The sequence below is a fragment of the Novacetimonas hansenii genome (assembly GCF_014843995.1).
GTDB lineage: Bacteria > Pseudomonadota > Alphaproteobacteria > Acetobacterales > Acetobacteraceae > Novacetimonas > Novacetimonas hansenii.
In genome coordinates this window covers 656,323-671,640 of the sequence record NZ_CP062147.1, presented here as the reverse complement: position 1 = coordinate 671,640, position 15,318 = coordinate 656,323, and the positions used below count along the sequence as shown (strand labels likewise).

Annotated in this window: 14 protein-coding genes; 10 read left to right on the top strand and 4 right to left on the bottom strand. The window is 59.7% G+C overall.

From position 1 onward, the window contains the following. The first annotated feature begins 126 nt into the window (after positions 1–126). Positions 127–2,151 (top strand): squalene--hopene cyclase, encoded by a 2,025-nt coding sequence (gene shc / locus IFJ82_RS02850; protein ID WP_048859354.1) that lies wholly within the window; start codon positions 127–129, stop codon positions 2,149–2,151. A 972-nt stretch (positions 2,152–3,123) separates the two neighbouring features. On the opposite strand, the gene IFJ82_RS02845 is transcribed toward shc, so the two are convergent. Next, on the bottom strand, positions 3,124–3,375 hold the full coding sequence (locus IFJ82_RS02845) for a hypothetical protein (protein ID WP_192265545.1): 252 nt from the start codon (positions 3,373–3,375) through the stop codon (positions 3,124–3,126). A gap of 245 nt (positions 3,376–3,620) precedes the next feature. Here IFJ82_RS02845 and IFJ82_RS02840 point away from each other — a divergent pair, with 245 nt between their 5' ends. The 5 genes from IFJ82_RS02840 to IFJ82_RS02820 all read left to right on the top strand — a co-directional run bounded on the left by IFJ82_RS02840 (position 3,621) and on the right by IFJ82_RS02820 (position 8,471). Further along, on the top strand, positions 3,621–4,673 hold the full coding sequence (locus IFJ82_RS02840; protein ID WP_040511045.1) for a LacI family DNA-binding transcriptional regulator: 1,053 nt from the start codon (positions 3,621–3,623) through the stop codon (positions 4,671–4,673). Between the two features lie 60 nt (positions 4,674–4,733). Beyond that, positions 4,734–4,964 (top strand): hypothetical protein, encoded by a 231-nt coding sequence (locus tag IFJ82_RS02835; protein ID WP_192265544.1) that lies wholly within the window; start codon positions 4,734–4,736, stop codon positions 4,962–4,964. A 73-nt stretch (positions 4,965–5,037) separates the two neighbouring features. Beyond that, on the top strand, positions 5,038–5,901 hold the full coding sequence (gene aroE / locus IFJ82_RS02830) for a shikimate dehydrogenase (RefSeq protein WP_003621694.1): 864 nt from the start codon (positions 5,038–5,040) through the stop codon (positions 5,899–5,901). 247 nt (positions 5,902–6,148) lie between these two features. Further along, a complete protein-coding gene (locus IFJ82_RS02825; protein ID WP_062809520.1) occupies positions 6,149–7,657 on the top strand; it encodes a sugar porter family MFS transporter in 1,509 nt (502 codons plus the stop codon). Positions 7,658–8,006: 349 nt separating this feature from the next. Further along, positions 8,007–8,471 carry an Ivy family c-type lysozyme inhibitor gene (locus IFJ82_RS02820; RefSeq protein ID WP_062809521.1) on the top strand — a complete coding sequence of 155 codons (465 nt, stop codon included), beginning with the start codon at positions 8,007–8,009 and terminating at the stop codon, positions 8,469–8,471. Between the two features lie 494 nt (positions 8,472–8,965). On the opposite strand, the gene IFJ82_RS02815 is transcribed toward IFJ82_RS02820, so the two are convergent. Further along, positions 8,966–9,367, bottom strand: coding sequence for a hypothetical protein (locus tag IFJ82_RS02815; protein ID WP_192265542.1), 402 nt, complete (start codon positions 9,365–9,367; stop codon positions 8,966–8,968). A gap of 492 nt (positions 9,368–9,859) precedes the next feature. Here IFJ82_RS02815 and IFJ82_RS02810 point away from each other — a divergent pair, with 492 nt between their 5' ends. The 3 genes from IFJ82_RS02810 (at position 9,860) to IFJ82_RS02800 (ending at position 12,859) form a co-directional block, all read left to right on the top strand. Next, positions 9,860–10,474, top strand: a complete 615-nt coding sequence (locus IFJ82_RS02810) for a LysE family translocator (RefSeq protein ID WP_062809522.1) — start codon at positions 9,860–9,862, stop codon at positions 10,472–10,474. Between the two features lie 918 nt (positions 10,475–11,392). Further along, positions 11,393–12,562, top strand: coding sequence for an aldose epimerase family protein (locus IFJ82_RS02805; protein ID WP_192266300.1), 1,170 nt, complete (start codon positions 11,393–11,395; stop codon positions 12,560–12,562). Between the two features lie 123 nt (positions 12,563–12,685). Continuing rightward, the gene (locus IFJ82_RS02800) at positions 12,686–12,859 is read left to right on the top strand and encodes a hypothetical protein (RefSeq protein WP_155116163.1); all 174 of its coding nucleotides are present in this window, start codon (positions 12,686–12,688) and stop codon (positions 12,857–12,859) included. 395 nt (positions 12,860–13,254) lie between these two features. On the opposite strand, the gene IFJ82_RS02795 is transcribed toward IFJ82_RS02800, so the two are convergent. Beyond that, positions 13,255–13,770, bottom strand: a complete 516-nt coding sequence (locus IFJ82_RS02795) for a hypothetical protein (RefSeq protein WP_141313084.1) — start codon at positions 13,768–13,770, stop codon at positions 13,255–13,257. A gap of 196 nt (positions 13,771–13,966) precedes the next feature. Next, a complete protein-coding gene (locus IFJ82_RS02790; RefSeq protein WP_003621674.1) occupies positions 13,967–14,608 on the bottom strand; it encodes a hypothetical protein in 642 nt (213 codons plus the stop codon). Between the two features lie 308 nt (positions 14,609–14,916). Between IFJ82_RS02790 and IFJ82_RS02785 the strand changes: the two genes are divergently transcribed. Continuing rightward, positions 14,917–15,144, top strand: a complete 228-nt coding sequence (locus IFJ82_RS02785; protein ID WP_040511042.1) for a hypothetical protein — start codon at positions 14,917–14,919, stop codon at positions 15,142–15,144. Positions 15,145–15,318: the final 174 nt, after the last annotated feature.

The window sequence follows — 15,318 nt, the reverse complement described above, 5'->3', positions numbered from 1 at the left end:
CTTGCTATCTTGCACGGATATTTACAGACAATGGATACGACAGGTCACACCCCGGTCACGACAGCCCCCACCGCACCTGACGCCACGGGCACGCAGACACAGACGGCCGGCGCCCCCTTTGCGGGGATGGGCAACAGCATGACGCACACGATCTCTGCCGCGTGCGACTGGCTGATACAGCAGCAGAAACCCGATGGTCACTGGGTGGGGTCTGTCGGCTCCAATGCCTCGATGGAGGCGGAATGGTGCATCGCGCTGTGGTTCCTTGGCCTGGAAAACCATCCGCTGCGCCCGCGCCTTGGCAACGCGCTGCTGGAAATGCAGCGCGAGGACGGGTCGTGGGGGGTCTATTACGGCGCGGGGAATGGCGACATCAATGCAACGGTGGAGGCATATGCCGCGCTGCGTTCGCTGGGATATCCCGCCGATACGCCCGCCCTGGCACGGGCGGCCACATGGATCGCGCGCAAGGGGGGATTGCGCAATATCCGTGTCTTTACACGGTATTGGCTGGCGCTGATCGGGGAATGGCCGTGGGAAAAGACGCCCAACCTGCCGCCCGAAATCATCTGGTTCCCCAATAAATTCGTCTTTTCCATCTATAACTTTGCCCAATGGGCGCGCGCGACACTGGTGCCGCTGGCGATCCTGTCGGCACGCAGGCCCAGCCGCCCGCTGCGCCCGCAGGACCGGCTGGATGCGCTGTTTCCCGAAGGACGGGCGAATTTCGACTATACCCTGCCCAAAAAGGAAGGGCGCGACCTGTGGGCCACCTTCTTTCGCACCACGGACCGGGGGCTGCACTGGCTGCAATCCAATGTCCTGCGCCGCAGCACGATGCGCGGGGCGGCCATCCGCCACATGCTGGAATGGATCATCCGCCACCAGGACGCCGATGGCGGGTGGGGCGGCATCCAGCCGCCATGGGTGTACGGCCTGATGGCCCTGCATGGCGAGGATTACCAGTTGCACCACCCCGTCATGGCCAGGTCGCTGGGTGCGCTGGACGATCCGGGCTGGCGTCATGACCGGGGCAATGCATCGTGGATACAGGCCACCAACAGCCCGGTATGGGACACCATGCTGGCGCTGATGGCGTTGCATGACGCGGGGGGGGAGGACCGCTTTACCCCGGAAATGGACCGTGCCCTTGACTGGCTGCTGGCGCGGCAGGTGCGCGTGCGCGGCGACTGGTCCATCAAGCTGCCGGATGTGGAACCCGGCGGATGGGCGTTCGAATATGCCAATGACCGGTATCCCGACACCGACGACACCGCCGTGGCGCTGATTGCGCTGGCGCCATGCCGCAACCGCCCGGAATGGAAGGAAAAGGGCGTGGACGCCGCCATCGACCGCGCGGTCAGGTGGCTGGTGGCGATGCAGAGCGAATGCGGCGGATGGGGCGCGTTCGACAAGGACAACAACCGCAGCCTGCTGTCGAAGATCCCGTTCTGTGACTTTGGCGAGGCACTGGACCCGCCATCGGTCGATGTGACGGCGCATATCCTGGAGGCATTCGGCCTGCTGGGCCTGCCGCGCGACATGCCCGCGATCCAGCGCGCCCTGGCCTATGTCCGTGCGGAACAGGACCCCGCCGGTCCGTGGTTCGGGCGGTGGGGCGTGAATTACGTCTATGGCACGGGGGCGGTCCTGCCCGCGCTTGCCGCGATTGGGGAGGACATGACCCAGCCCTATATCGCCCGCGCGTGCGACTGGCTGGTGGCGCACCAGCAGGAAGATGGCGGATGGGGCGAAAGCTGCGCCTCATATATGGAAATCGCATCGGTCGGGCGCGGGACGACCACACCATCACAGACGGCATGGGCGGTGATGGGGCTGGTGGCCGCGAACCGGGCACAGGATTACCCGGCGATCGCGCGCGGGTGCCGTTACCTGATCGAACGCCAGCAACCCGACGGAAGCTGGCATGAAGCAGAGTTCACCGGCACGGGCTTTCCCGGATACGGGGTGGGACAGACCATCAAGCTCGACGATCCGATGCTGTCGCAACGCCTGTCGCAGGGGGCGGAACTGTCCCGTGCGTTCATGCTGCGTTACGACCTGTACCGGCAGCTTTTCCCGATCATGGCGCTTAGCCGGGCGGCACGCCTGATGCCGGTGGGGGGCGCGAAACAGCAAGGGACCGTTTGAAAATAAACCGTTGAGACATAATGGGAAAAGATTTTTGGTGTTGCCTTTCGATGAAAAAAGCGGCGTCTTTCGAAGCTTTTTGAAAAAAGCTTCACCAAAAACTTTTATAATTTCAGGATATTATTGATCCTGATCTTTCAAACAGCCTTTAAGGGACTGTTTGTCAGCACAGGGAATATCCTGAAATCATAAGGATGGTTTTGGGAAAGAGGTTGTCCAGACAGCTTTGACACGACGTCACCTTGTTAAGAGAGTGTTTGAAAACAAATCATTGATAAAAATAAGAAAAGTTTCTGGGTGCTGCCTTTTTTTAAAAAGGCGGCGTCTTCTGAAGCTTTTTGGAAAAAGCTTCACCAAAAACCTTTATAATTTCAGGGCGTTATCGAGCCTGATTTTTCAAACAGTTTTTAAGGAATCGGACATTTCAGGCGTTATTTTAACATTTTTTAAAATACGATGATTTTCAAAGGTTTTTTAGAAAATTATCATTCTTCCCGCGAGGGTATGGAGACGGACTTTTCAAACAGCCTGTAAACACCCCGCACACAGGCATGTCCGGCACCGTCCGGGGGACACGCTCCCCCGGCAGCATGGCTGCCCTGTCACAATCACCCCTGCCACAACCCGCCAGACAGATATCGCGCATATCTATATGCAAGACACATGCAGGACAGGCCGGAAGCGCCCACGGGCAACGGACAACACGCCCACCCTTTGCAAAAGCGCGGCATATGAGCCGCCCTGCCCTTATTGCCCCCCCCCCTGATAAGAGGCAGTTTGAAAAACCAAAGACAATATCACCTTGAAATCATAAAAGTTTTTGGTGAAGCTTTTTCCAAAAAGCTTCAGAAGACGCCGCCTTTTTGAAAAAAGGCAGCACCCAGAAACTTTTCCTGTTTTTTATCACTGATTTGTTTTCAAACGCGCCCCTAACCGCCAGATATCCCGTCGAGGGTGCCTTGGAAAAAAACATCACAGGTCGCGGGGGCGGGCGGCATCAATGAGGCCCCCATCGCATCCGGCCTGATACAGGCGGCGACACCACGCACCGATCAGGCGCAGACCCAGCGCGTTGGCCCCACACGACGTTGCCCGGCCCCTCCTGTCCTGCCCCATCATGTCCCCCTTCTCATCTCCCGCCCCAGTCCGTTCCAACCCTGCATATCCCGGACCGTGGGCATCCCACCCCCATGCCTCCCGACCCTGCCTATCCTGATCCAACATGTATCTGGCCCAACGCATCCCACCCCCAGCCTGATGGCCCGTCATGGTGGCCGGGCGTGACGTCTCTGCCGTGACGTCTCTGGCAGGGTGCCTATGCCGGGGCGCACCCGGCGGGACGTGACGGATATGGTCCCGCCCGGTATAGCGGCCCCGGCATGGCATGACGGCGCGATACGGGCTAGGATCGTTACAGATTTAGGGTCGTTACAGAGTGCACCGGAAAACCACAGCCGGGCACGCGGGCCATGCAGGGGGACATTACCATTCGCGCCGTTACGTCCATTGATGTCGCCCGGATGGCTGGCGTATCGCAATCCGCCGTTTCGCGCGCATTTTCGCCGGGTTCGAGCATCTCTGCACGGACAAGGAAAAAGGTGATGGACGCCGCCGCGCACCTGGGATATCGGCCCAACCGCATCCCCGCCATCATGCAGTCGGGCCGGTCATACATGGTGGGCGTGGTCATCGGGGGGCTGGAAAACCCGTTTTATGCCACCGCACTTGAACGGCTGGCGACGGCCCTGCGCGAAAGCGGCCTTCAGGTGTTGCTGATGCATGTGGATGACGCCCTGACACTCGACAGTGCGCTGGACCAGTTGGTCAGCTATCGCATCGACGCCATCGTCACGTCCCTGGCCATCGGGTCGGCCGCCGTGGTGCGGGCGCTGTCCGCGCTGCGCCTGCCGGTTGTATGCTTTAATTCATCACGGGTGGGACCATGGATTTCAACCGTCAATTCCGACAACCACGGCGCGGGGCGGGCGGCGGCGCACCTGCTGGCGCGCCATGGGGTCATGCGCCCGGTGTGGCTGGCCGGTCCCACGAAAAACGCGGCGTCGCACGCACGGGGCACGGGCTTCTGCACCGGGCTGTGCGCAACCGGCCTGCCGCCTGCGCACCTGACGACGGTACGGGGCAACGATACATATGACAGCGGGTATGCCGCCATCACCCAGCTGGATCGGCGCGGCATCCGCCCGGATGGCATTTTCGCCAGCAACGACATGATGGCCTGCGGCGTGATCGACGCCCTGCGCGAACGCATGGGGCTGCTGTGCCCGCGCGATGTCGTGGTGGCGGGATATGACAACATCCCGCAGGCCGCATGGCGCAGTTACGACCTGACCTCCTTTGACCAGCATACGGAACAGATGGTCGCACGCGCCATGGGCCTGCTGGACGAGGCCCTTGGCACCAAGGACACGCCCCTGTCGCGCACACATGTGATTGACGCACAGTTGATCGAACGTGGCAGCACGGGCGGCGGCGGGCGAAACGACGATCCCGCCATTCCGTGATGCGCCGCATGAGGGGCGCACGCAGGCGCAGGAAACGCGGACATCGACACGCACGCACGCATGCACACGCAGATACGCAGATACGCACATACGCACAGCAAGCAGACAGACAGACACAAGCACGCACAGCACGAGGACGGCACGGACCCGAACACGGGACGGACGGACGGGACAGGACGGGACGGGACGGCACCGCACCTGCCCGAACACGGGACAGGCACAGCATGGGCATGGGCATGGGCATGGGCATGGGCATGGGCATGGGGCAAAGACCCGGCCCTGCGCGATTAGGGGTTGCATCGGGGCATGAAAAGCGTGTTGTTTTGCATAGCTATGCAATCCTCAAGCACGCAGGACCGCACCCATGCCCGAACAGAATTTCCGCAGCATCCTGACCGGATCATTTTCCACGCCCTGTGGTGACAATCCCACCGTCGCGATGATCGAGGCGGCATATCGCCATGCCGGGATCGACGCGCGTTACATCAATTGCGACGTCAGCGCCGAAAACCTGGCCGACGCGGTGCGCGGCGCGCGCGCGATGGAATGGGTTGGTTTCAACTGTTCCCTGCCGCACAAGGTGGCGGTCATCGCGCATCTGGACGACCTGGCCGAAGCGGCGCGGATCATCGGTGCGGTGAACTGTGTCACGATCCGTGATGGCAGGCTGGTGGGCAACAATACCGACGGCAAGGGCTTCCTCGCCTCCTTGCAGGATGTGGTGGACCCGAAGGGCAAGAGGGTCTTCATGCTGGGGGCCGGTGGGGCCGCGCGGGCCATTGCGGTGGAACTGGGCCTGGCGGGGGTTGCGCATCTGGATGTCGTGAACCGTGACCCGGCCAAGGCCGAGACCATCGCCGCTCTGGTGCGTGACAATACCGACAGCGACGCAACCGCCCACCCGTGGGATGGCGCGGCCCGCATTCCCGAAGGGACCGATATCGTCATCAACGCGACCTCGGTGGGGTTGGGCGATGCGCAGGCCATGCCGGAAGTGGACCTCGATACCCTGACAAAGGGGCAGGTCGTGGCGGATGTCATTCCCAACCCGCCCATGACCCGTTTCCTGCGTGCGGCGCGCGAACGTGGCTGCACGCCGCTGGACGGGCTGGGGATGCTGGTGAATCAGGGCGTGATCGGGGTTGAGCTGTGGCTTGGCAAGACGATGGATGCCGATGTGATGAAAAAGACCCTGCGCGATATCTTCGCCGCATCGGACGCAGGCTGAAGCACATCACGGCACAGGGGGCGGCCTCCCCCCCCCCTGAAAAACGCTGCCCTTGGAGGCTGTTTGAAAAGTCAGGCTTAACAATATCCTGAAATCATAAAGGTTTTTGGTGAAGCTTTTTCCAAAAAGCTTCGAAAGACGCCACCTTTTTCGATCAACAGGCGGCACCCGGAAACTTTTCCTGCTTTTTTATCAATGAGCTGCTTTCAGACACTCTCTTAAAAAAACCTAGCCAAAGGACCCCGGCATGCCCACCACTGCGGACATCCAGGCCACATCGCATCACCAGACCCACCAGCGCGCGTTATCCGCGCTGTCGGGCATGGTGCATCGGGGGGACCAGACCGTGGCCGCGCGGCGATATGTCTCCATCGCCGCGGCCGTCGCGGCGGTGGGGGGATTGCTGTTCGGATATGATACCGGGATCATCGCCTCTGCCCTGATTTTCGTCACGCAGACCTTCTCCCTGTCCACCGCGGGGCAGGAATGGGTTGCGGCGGCACTCAATATCGGTGCGATCTTTGGCGCATTGCTCAGCGGTCCGGTGTCGGACCGGTGGGGGCGGCGACCGGCCATCATGGTGGCGGCCGCGATCTTCATCGTCGCGTCGCTGGTCTGTGGGCTGGCCCCTGATGTGCGCACGCTGATCGGGGCGCGGCTGTGGTTGGGGGTTGCGATCGGGGCCACCACGCAGATCGTGCCGGTCTATGTCGCCGAACTGGCGCCCGCGGCACGGCGCGGGGGGCTGGTGTCGCTGTTCCAGCTTGTGTTCTCGCTGGGGCTGCTTCTGGCGTTTTTTGTCGGGTATGAACTGTCGGGGGGGGCCGGGTCATGGCGCGCGATGTTCATGCTGGGTGCCATCCCGGCGCTGCTGCTGGGGGTGGGGATGCTGTTCCTGCCCGAAAGCCCGCGCTGGCTGCTGCATCATGAACGTGAACATCATGCGGTCTCCATCCTGTATAAACTGCGTGGGCATCAGGATATCGTGCGACAGGAACTGGATGATGTCCTGCGCATTGGCGCGGCCACGACGGCGGGGGAACACCGGGCCAGCCTGAAACCGCGCTGGATCCGTCCCGCGCTGATTGCCGCGCTGGGGGTTGCGGCCTTTTCACAGCTTTCAGGCCCGAATGTCATTGTCTATTACGCGCCCATCATCCTGTCACAGGCGGGGTTGGGGCATTCGGCGGCACTGCTGACATCGGTGGGGGTCGGGGTGACATCCACCATCACCACGGCCATGGGCATCGCCCTGATCGACCGGGTCGGCCGCCGGCGCATGATGTTGTGGATGCTGCCGGTGGCGGCGCTGTCGCTGTTTGTGCTGGGGGGTGTCTTCCTTGACCCCGCGCCCCTGACGGGGGTGCGGCTGGTGCTGATGGTTGCATCGCTGCTGGGCTATATCTTCTTTAACTTCGGCTCCCTGTCGGTTGCGGTATGGCTGATCGCGGCCGAGGTCTTTCCCCTGTTCGTGCGCAGCAAGGCCATGGGCATGGCAAGCGCCACGGTCTGGCTGTCCGATACGCTTGTCTCGCTTGTCACCCTGTCGCTTGTCGCGGCGCTGGGCACGACGGGGACGTTCTGGCTGTTCGGGGTCATCAATGTCGCGGCGTTCGCGTTCGTCTGGAAATACGTGCCCGAAACCGCAGGCACCAGCCTGGAACAGATCGAAGGCGCGCTGCGCTCGGGCACGTTTTACGCCGGCACGTTTCATACGGATACCGGCCATCGCACGGACATGCGGCCGGGGGGCTGACGCGCCCGCCCCGGATGGCCATCCCCATGGTATCCGCGCGCCCAAGAGAGTATTTGAAAACAGGTCATTGATAAAAAAGTTTTTGGGTGCCGCCTTTTGATCGAAAAAGGCGGCGTCTTCTGAAGCTTTTTGGAAAAAGATTCACCAAAAAATTTTATGATTTCAGTGTGTTATTGGGGCTGACGGTTCAAACATCCTCAAAGTCCCTGATACCGGCGCCGCGTTGCGGGCGTGGTTGTGAAAACGGCATCCCCCGAAACTTTTACCCCGGGCATTGGCGGTTTTTTCACGGAACACGCGTTATGGTCCTTATGCAGCCAGTTTTGGCACAGCATTGAGGAAGGTCCATATGAAATTAGCCACAATACTGGCGGGCGCACTGCTGGTTTGCGTCATGGCGTGCCCCGTGGCCCACGCCGCGGCGGACCCGGTGACACTGACAACATACCTGCATGATCCCGCCTGGACAAAGCGGTTCGACACGATGTTTGGCAAGACGCCAAAGCCGGGCTGGCTGAACAGCGCAACCCAGTCCGAGGCCGTGCCCGTCACCATGGGGGGCAAGCCCTATACCGTTCTGTTGGCCTGCAAACAGCATGATTGCGCCAATCACCAGCTTGTCGTCCTTTTCGACGCCACGACGATTTACGGCCTGCGTTTCGAAACCACGGACAACAGCCCGAAAGAGACCCTGACATGGCTCAATATCGGCGGTGGCCCCGAAAGCATTGATGGCAAGACGATCCTGTATGCTGCCATCACCGGCAGCCTGTTCAACCATCCCGCGATGTTCGCCTTCCCCGCCTCGAAATAGGCGCGACATCACCGCCCGCCCCCCTCACCCGCCATGCCGGGGGGCGGCTGTTTGACCAGCACCGGGGCAGGCCCGTACAGGGTTTGGGTGGCGCTTGCCTGTCAGCACGCCGTGAGAGAGTGTTTGAAAACAGGTCATTGATAAAAAAAGTTTTTGGGTGCCGACTTTTTTCAGAAAGGCGGCGTCTTTCGAAGCTTTTTAGAAAAAGCTTCACCAAAAACTTTTATGATTTCGGTGTGTTATCGAGCATGTCTTTTCAAACAGTCTCTGAAAGACATCGCCATGTGAAAACACGGCACCGTCCAGAAACATGCATGGTCCCCGGCCCGTCGGCCAGTTGCAAACAGCCCCCGCTATAATCACGAAAGGATCGGGCGCGGTGTCCCGAGAGTGTCCCACAAAGGGCAGATCCCACAAGGAACACACACACGGGGGCACATACAGGGGGCACGTCCCGCAAGGAGCGCACACACAGGACGCGCGTGCCCTGCCTATTATGTATCGTGGGGGGACATGCCGTCTGAAAGCCCGAACTGTTCAGGATAGGGCATGGCGCTGCGGCTGCGTTTTTTCTTTTTCCACTCCGCCAGCGCCCGGTTATATTCGACATGCCGCAGGACAAACTGCAAGGCCGCCACATGGCGTTCGTCACTGGCGTCCATCCTGTTGCGCCGCCATCCCGCCGCGATCAGCCAGTATTCCCCCGCCAGTTGCCAGGCCCCGGCCTGATGATACGCCATGGCCAGCCGTTCAACCCCATGATAGCCATTATCCGGGTTTGCAAGCACCTGTGGTGTGATGATGAAATCGTCACCTTTCCACGGAAACGTCGCTTTCATATAGGGAAACTGCCGCGTCAGGGCACCGGGATCGCCGAAATGCTCCTTGATCAACATCGGAACCAGCCGGTCATAAGACCTACGCCATTCGCACTGCACAGACTGTCCCCGCAAAATCATGATGAAGAATGCTGCTTTTATAACAGCGCGCCCCTTATAACAGCGCCCCCTGCCAAAGTCGATTTTCCGACATTCGTCCCACTGGCGGCCCCCGCCCGCGACAGGGGCGGCCCTGCTGTCGTCTTTGCGGGCAGATAAAGGCAGGACAAGGCCCCCACGGGGAAGAATAGGAATCCCGGCAAGGATTTTTCAAAAGGGCTTTGTAAAGCTGCCGCATTCTTGAAAAAAGGCATGATCGCTTCTAGACTGAAGCCCGTTGAACACAGAATAAAAAACAGGAAAAGTTTCTGGGTGCCGACTTTTTTCAGAAAGGTGGCGTCTTTCGAAGCTTTTTGGAAAAAGCTTCACCAAAAACTTTTATAATTACAGTATGTTATCAAGCCTGACTTTTCAAACAGTCTCCAAAACAACCTCCGAGATTTAGAAACCATGTCCCTGATTGCTTTTGTTGCCGCGGCCTCCCTTCTGACCATAACACCGGGCCTTGATACGGCCATGGTCCTGCGTGTCGCAACAAGCAGCGGGACACGACCCGCATTGATGGCAGGGCTGGGCGTGGCGCTGGGATGTCTGGTCTGGGGGATCGCGGCATCACTTGGACTGGGGGCCGTTTTACGCGCCTCTGAACTGGCGTATAACCTTATTAAATGGAGTGGGGCGGCCTATCTATGCTGGCTGGGCATCAACCTGCTGCTTCACCCACGCACAAACCTGACCGATGGCATGACGTCATCAATGGCTTCTGCGTCAAAGGCGTTGAGACAAGGCTTCCTGACCAATATCCTCAATCCCAAGGTCGGGATATTCTATGTTACTTTCCTGCCGCAATTTATGCCGCCATCGGGCCATCTGGTACAGTATGCGCTTTTACTGACCTCTATTCACGCCATGCTTACCGTGCTGTGGTTTTCCATTCTGGCCATGGCAACGGCACCTCTGCTCCGGCTGTTGAAAAGGCCGCGATTCCTGTCTTTGATTGATCGCTTGACCGGCGGTCTTTTTATTGCTTTCGGTTTGAAAATAGCCCTTTCCAAGGCCAGATAACGCGCAAGCATTTTCCCGTCACAACCATGACGATTTCAGAAAATGCCTTTCCCGCACACGCCCCTCCCTCCTCCATATCGCAATGGCACGGATGACGGTTGGGGAGTGTGATCCCACAGGATGCGATAAAAAAGATATTCAGGATGTTGAAAAATTATTTGGTATTTTTAAAATGTCCATTCCCCGGAAACATCAATCTTAATCGCCATGGTTTATTTTTTATCCTTTTTACATTCCAATTATATTTCGTGAATATTTCATCGCCCATGGCCAGGACGGGCGGAAATTTTCCAGACGATGTTGCGATATTTTCCCATGATGCAGATATCTGTCAGTATCTGGCCGGAGAATGGGACAGCAGCCTGTCGCAGAACAGGAAAACTGAACTCTCCGCTGAAATGGATAAAAATTGTTCCGACATTTATCAACGACAGGAGCATCTTAAAAAGAAATACAGCAGGAATAAATTCATTATGCATAAATTAAATTCTTATGAGTTCTAAAATAAACATTTGAAAACCAGCCTTCATAAAAAATAAAAGTTTTTGGGTGCCGACTTTTGATCGAAAAAGGCGGCGTCTTTCGAAGCTTTTTGGAAAAATCTTCACCAAAAACCTTTATAATTTCACCATATTATGGAACCTGACCTTTCAAACACTCTCTCCGGCAGGCGCCATTTCCCAACGCCTGTTGAAAATAGCGTCACCAGAACGTTTTATGATGCCGCGTGATGCCGGGGCCTGCCCTGTCCGGACCGTTTCCCTCCCCCCGCATACGCACCTGCGACATGCGGGGGCGGTGGTTGCCCGTATTGGTGAAGGGCGGCATGATTGGCCGACGCGCGTTGCCGTGCCGCGCCACATCCCCGATATCGCAGGATACCCGCCCATGTCCCCTTTGTTGCGCCCCTTTTGCCTGATGCTTGCCGCCCTTGCGCCGGTGGTGGGGGGGCTGCCTGTGGCATGGGCCGCACCCGCACCCGCACCCGCACCCGCCGTCAGTTTCGACCGCGCGCCGTTTGGCGCCACCGATGATGGACATGCGGTGGAACAGTTCACCCTGCGCAATGCCCATGGCGTGACCGTGCGGTTCATGACCTATGGCGCCACCATCACCGCGATCGAAGCCCCGGACCGCCATGGCGACATGCGCGACGTGGTGCTCGGCTTTCCCACCCTGTCGGGCTATACCCATGACAGCGCACGTGGCGGCCTGTTCTTTGGCGCGATTATCGGGCGTTATGCCAACCGTCTGGCACGCGGGACATTTTCGCTGCATGGCCACACCTATCACGTTGCCATCACCGCGCCGCCCAATGCGCTGCATGGCGGGAAAAAGGGGTTCGACAAACAGGTCTGGACCTTTGAGGGCGAACAGACCGACGCCCATGGCGCCAGCGTCACGCTGGGGCTGATAAGCCCTGATGGCGACCAGGGCTTTCCCGGCACGCTGCATGTGCATGTGACCTACCGGCTGGATGACGCCAATACGCTTGGTGTGCATTACACCGCGACAACCGACCGGCCCACGGTGCTGAACCTGACGAACCACAGCTATTTCAACCTTGCGGGCGAAGGCAGCGGCAGCATCGAAAACCATATCCTGCGCATCAATGCCGACACCTTTACCCCCACCGACGCGACCTCCATCCCGCTGGGGCCGATCGCCAGCGTGGCGGGCACACCGATGGATTTCCGCACGGCCCACCGCATCGGCGATCACCTGCGCGATAACGACCCGCAGATCATGTATGCACGCGGGTATGACCAGAACTGGATCATCAATACGCCCGCCGGGACGACGCCGCGCCTCGCGGCACAGATCAGCGACCCGGCGTCAGGCCGCATGATGGAGGTCTGGACCACACAGCCGGGATTGCAGGTCTATACCTCCAATTCGCTTGACGGGGCCTATGCCGGGGTGTCGGGCCGCGCCTATCGCCAGACCGACGCCGTCGCGTTCGAGGCCGAGCATTTCCCCGACTCCCCCAACCATCCCGACTTTCCCACCACGGAACTCCGCCCTGGTCAGACATTTGATCACACGACGCTTTTCCACTTTGGCATCAGCGCGACGAAAGCCCCCTGACCTGCGCCGCCATCATGGCGGCGGCCCCGCGGGATTCGCCAAACAACGTCTTTTCCTTTTGCTGGTGGCTACCTAAATATATCACCAGAACGTGAATAAGGACGATTGATGATGTGGACGGCCATGACACGCATGATATGCATCGCGGGCATGCTGGCGGGACTGGCGGCATGCGCGTCGAACCACCCACCCAGCGACCCCAGCCAGAGCGGCGGCATGGGCGGCATGACCGGCTCCCCCGGACAGGACGACAGTTCCGACGGGCCGGGCGGTTCAGGCGGGCCGGGAATGGGTTGAGTGTAACGCCACCGGCGGGGGCTGCCGCCTTTATGGAGGTCGCCTGAAAAGGTCAGGCCAAATAACATACTGAAATTACAAAAGTTTTTGGTGAAGCTTTTTCCAAAAAGCTTCGAAAGACGCCGCCTTTTTCGATCGAAAGGCGGCACCCAGAAACTTTTCCTGTTTTTTATCAATGCGTTGTTTTCAAACACTCTCTTCCGCCACAGGCCGCCATGAAAACAGGCCACAGCCCCAAGGTTTCATGCGGCTGTTTTCACGCGGTCCCTTCCGCCAGGATACGTGCGGGCCAGAACAGATCCTGTGTGAATGCGTGCATTCAAAACGGGTGAAGATGCGCGTAAAAACAATAAACCGGAGCATTTTCACCAAACCGGTTTTTTGGTGGAAATGCCCTAGTGACGTTTTGCCGTCGCTGCTTTTTCCGGCAGGGCAAGCCAGCGGATACGCGCATCGCGCAGTTCGAAATTACGCTTTCCCTGCACGCCCATATCCCCGAACGGGTCATACACGATGCCGGTCACTTCCGCGCGGCATTGCGGGTGCATGCCGGTATCGCCGCACATCTGCTGCGCCTTGTCCGAGGACGCGGCCTCCAGCGATGTGCCATCCAGCGGCACGCTGCCGTTCCAGTTCACGCTGCCGGGCAGGTCGTCAATGCGGAATGCGGCACACGCGGCCCCGCCCGCACTGGCGGAGGCGATATAACATGACAGGGTCACACGTTTCCCCACCAGCGACGGCGCCTGTGACAGCAGGGTCGGCACATCCATGACCGGCGGGGGCGGTGCGGGCGGGGTGACGTGACGGGCGGCGGCATGGCCCATGCCCGGCATCGTGGCGCATGCCGCCGACACCGTGACCGCCACCGCCGCCGCACGCCATATGCGCCCAAGAAACACTTGATTCACTTTATTCTGTCCTTCCGTGGGGTCCATGCGATGATGGGCGGGATTTTTTCCCATCCCATCCGCATTGTCACCACGGGGCGGGGGGCAGGCTGTCATGCGCTGGTTGCGGTGCGTGGGGCATGTGGGGGGCGTGGGGCGCGGACATTGCCCCATCACCCCGCCAATGTCGGAACAGCCCGGACCAAAATGGGCCGGATCAGAATGGATTGGCGCGGTTGCCCGGCGCGTGGCCAAGGTCGGCGAAATGGTTGGTTTCGGCACATCCACGGAAACGGTCCAGCACAGGCGCGCTGCCACCCAGCGCCACATCAACCACCGTGCGCGACCCGTATTCGACCGAGGCCCGCTGCCCACGTTCCATGCCATTCAGCAGGTCGGTCATTTCCTGCGGCTTCAGGTCCACCGACAGGGTGGTCGCGTCATTCGCCTGCATGTGAAAGACATGCTGATAGGCGCCGATGCGCACCGTCATGTCCCCCGTGGAACCGGGCGTCAGGGTCCAATGGTCGTCCGCGCTGCGCATCTGCAACGAATCCGCATCGGCGCGCAGCATCAGCACCTCGTTCTCCGCCCCGGCGATGCACAGGTCGGTATGCAGGCCGTGGTCGGGGGAATGGTGGATCGCCACCCACCCGTCATGGCGTTCGTCAATGGTCATGGCCGGCACGGCCGGGGCGGAGGCCGGGGCATCGGGTGTCGCCAGCGCCTGACGCGCGCCCGCGGGGGACTGCGCCCATTGCGTGCTGTCCTGCACCTGTCCCGTTGCCTGCGCGGCGGCCATGGCGGGCAGCAGGGACAGGGTGATGATCCCCGCGATAAAGCCTTGATGTATCTTCACTTTGCAACAATCCCGTAGTTGCGACCCATAATGGTTGACCCAAAAAGCACCACCGGGGCATGACCTGCCGCGCCATTGCGCGCCCGCCCCTGATGACGTGACATATATTGTCACTTTATCTTGACGAAAAAAGGGCATAGGCAAGGTAGTGCCTGCTTGTGTGACGTTTTATATGCGCTGTGCCGCCTTAATCCTTCGTGGCATGTAAAACCTGACATGACGTGACGTGTTGTCCTGCTCCGCGGGCAATGCAGGGTTGCCATATTGTGAACGTATTTTGGTCATGATTTTATGGCATGAGCAGGGTAATGAAGAACACTAAACAAGATTTTCATATTCATGATCCCGTGGCGCACGCAGTGTCGATGATCCGCCTGTTCGGGGCCAGAGCCTCTGGCATTGCGGGCCTGCGATCCGGCATGTGCTTCAGCGCGGGCGATCTGGAAATGGCGATCACATGGGCGCGCGTGCGCAATTCGATCCAGAACCTGATGGATGAAGGGGACACCGCCCCCCATTCCCGCCTGTCCCACTGACGCCCTGACGCCCTGACGCCCTGACGCCCTGACGCCATAAATGCGGTCGCCTGTACCCTGACGCCACCCTTTTCTGTCCTGCATGCGGCCCTGTTTTCCCCTTGCCCCCTTTTTCCCATCGGGCTGCAACGCCTGCGCCTGCCGGGGCTGCGTTACACGCCATTGAGGCAGGGG

What these genes read in the sequence shown, in the direction of transcription:
- IFJ82_RS02835 (WP_192265544.1), top strand. Translation starts at nt 4,734, where the DNA reads ATGCACACGCAGATACGCAGATACGCACATACGCACAGCAAGCAGACA.
- IFJ82_RS02800 (WP_155116163.1), top strand. Translation starts at nt 12,686, where the DNA reads ATGACACGCATGATATGCATCGCGGGCATGCTGGCGGGACTGGCGGCA.
- IFJ82_RS02815 (WP_192265542.1), bottom strand. Translation starts at nt 9,367, where the DNA reads ATGTTGATCAAGGAGCATTTCGGCGATCCCGGTGCCCTGACGCGGCAG.
- IFJ82_RS02820 (WP_062809521.1), top strand. Translation starts at nt 8,007, where the DNA reads ATGAAATTAGCCACAATACTGGCGGGCGCACTGCTGGTTTGCGTCATG.
- shc (WP_048859354.1), top strand. Translation starts at nt 127, where the DNA reads ATGGGCAACAGCATGACGCACACGATCTCTGCCGCGTGCGACTGGCTG.
- IFJ82_RS02810 (WP_062809522.1), top strand. Translation starts at nt 9,860, where the DNA reads ATGTCCCTGATTGCTTTTGTTGCCGCGGCCTCCCTTCTGACCATAACA.
- IFJ82_RS02805 (WP_192266300.1), top strand. Translation starts at nt 11,393, where the DNA reads ATGCTTGCCGCCCTTGCGCCGGTGGTGGGGGGGCTGCCTGTGGCATGG.
- IFJ82_RS02845 (WP_192265545.1), bottom strand. Translation starts at nt 3,375, where the DNA reads ATGTTGGATCAGGATAGGCAGGGTCGGGAGGCATGGGGGTGGGATGCC.
- aroE (WP_003621694.1), top strand. Translation starts at nt 5,038, where the DNA reads ATGCCCGAACAGAATTTCCGCAGCATCCTGACCGGATCATTTTCCACG.
- IFJ82_RS02785 (WP_040511042.1), top strand. Translation starts at nt 14,917, where the DNA reads ATGAAGAACACTAAACAAGATTTTCATATTCATGATCCCGTGGCGCAC.
- IFJ82_RS02840 (WP_040511045.1), top strand. Translation starts at nt 3,621, where the DNA reads ATGCAGGGGGACATTACCATTCGCGCCGTTACGTCCATTGATGTCGCC.
- IFJ82_RS02825 (WP_062809520.1), top strand. Translation starts at nt 6,149, where the DNA reads ATGCCCACCACTGCGGACATCCAGGCCACATCGCATCACCAGACCCAC.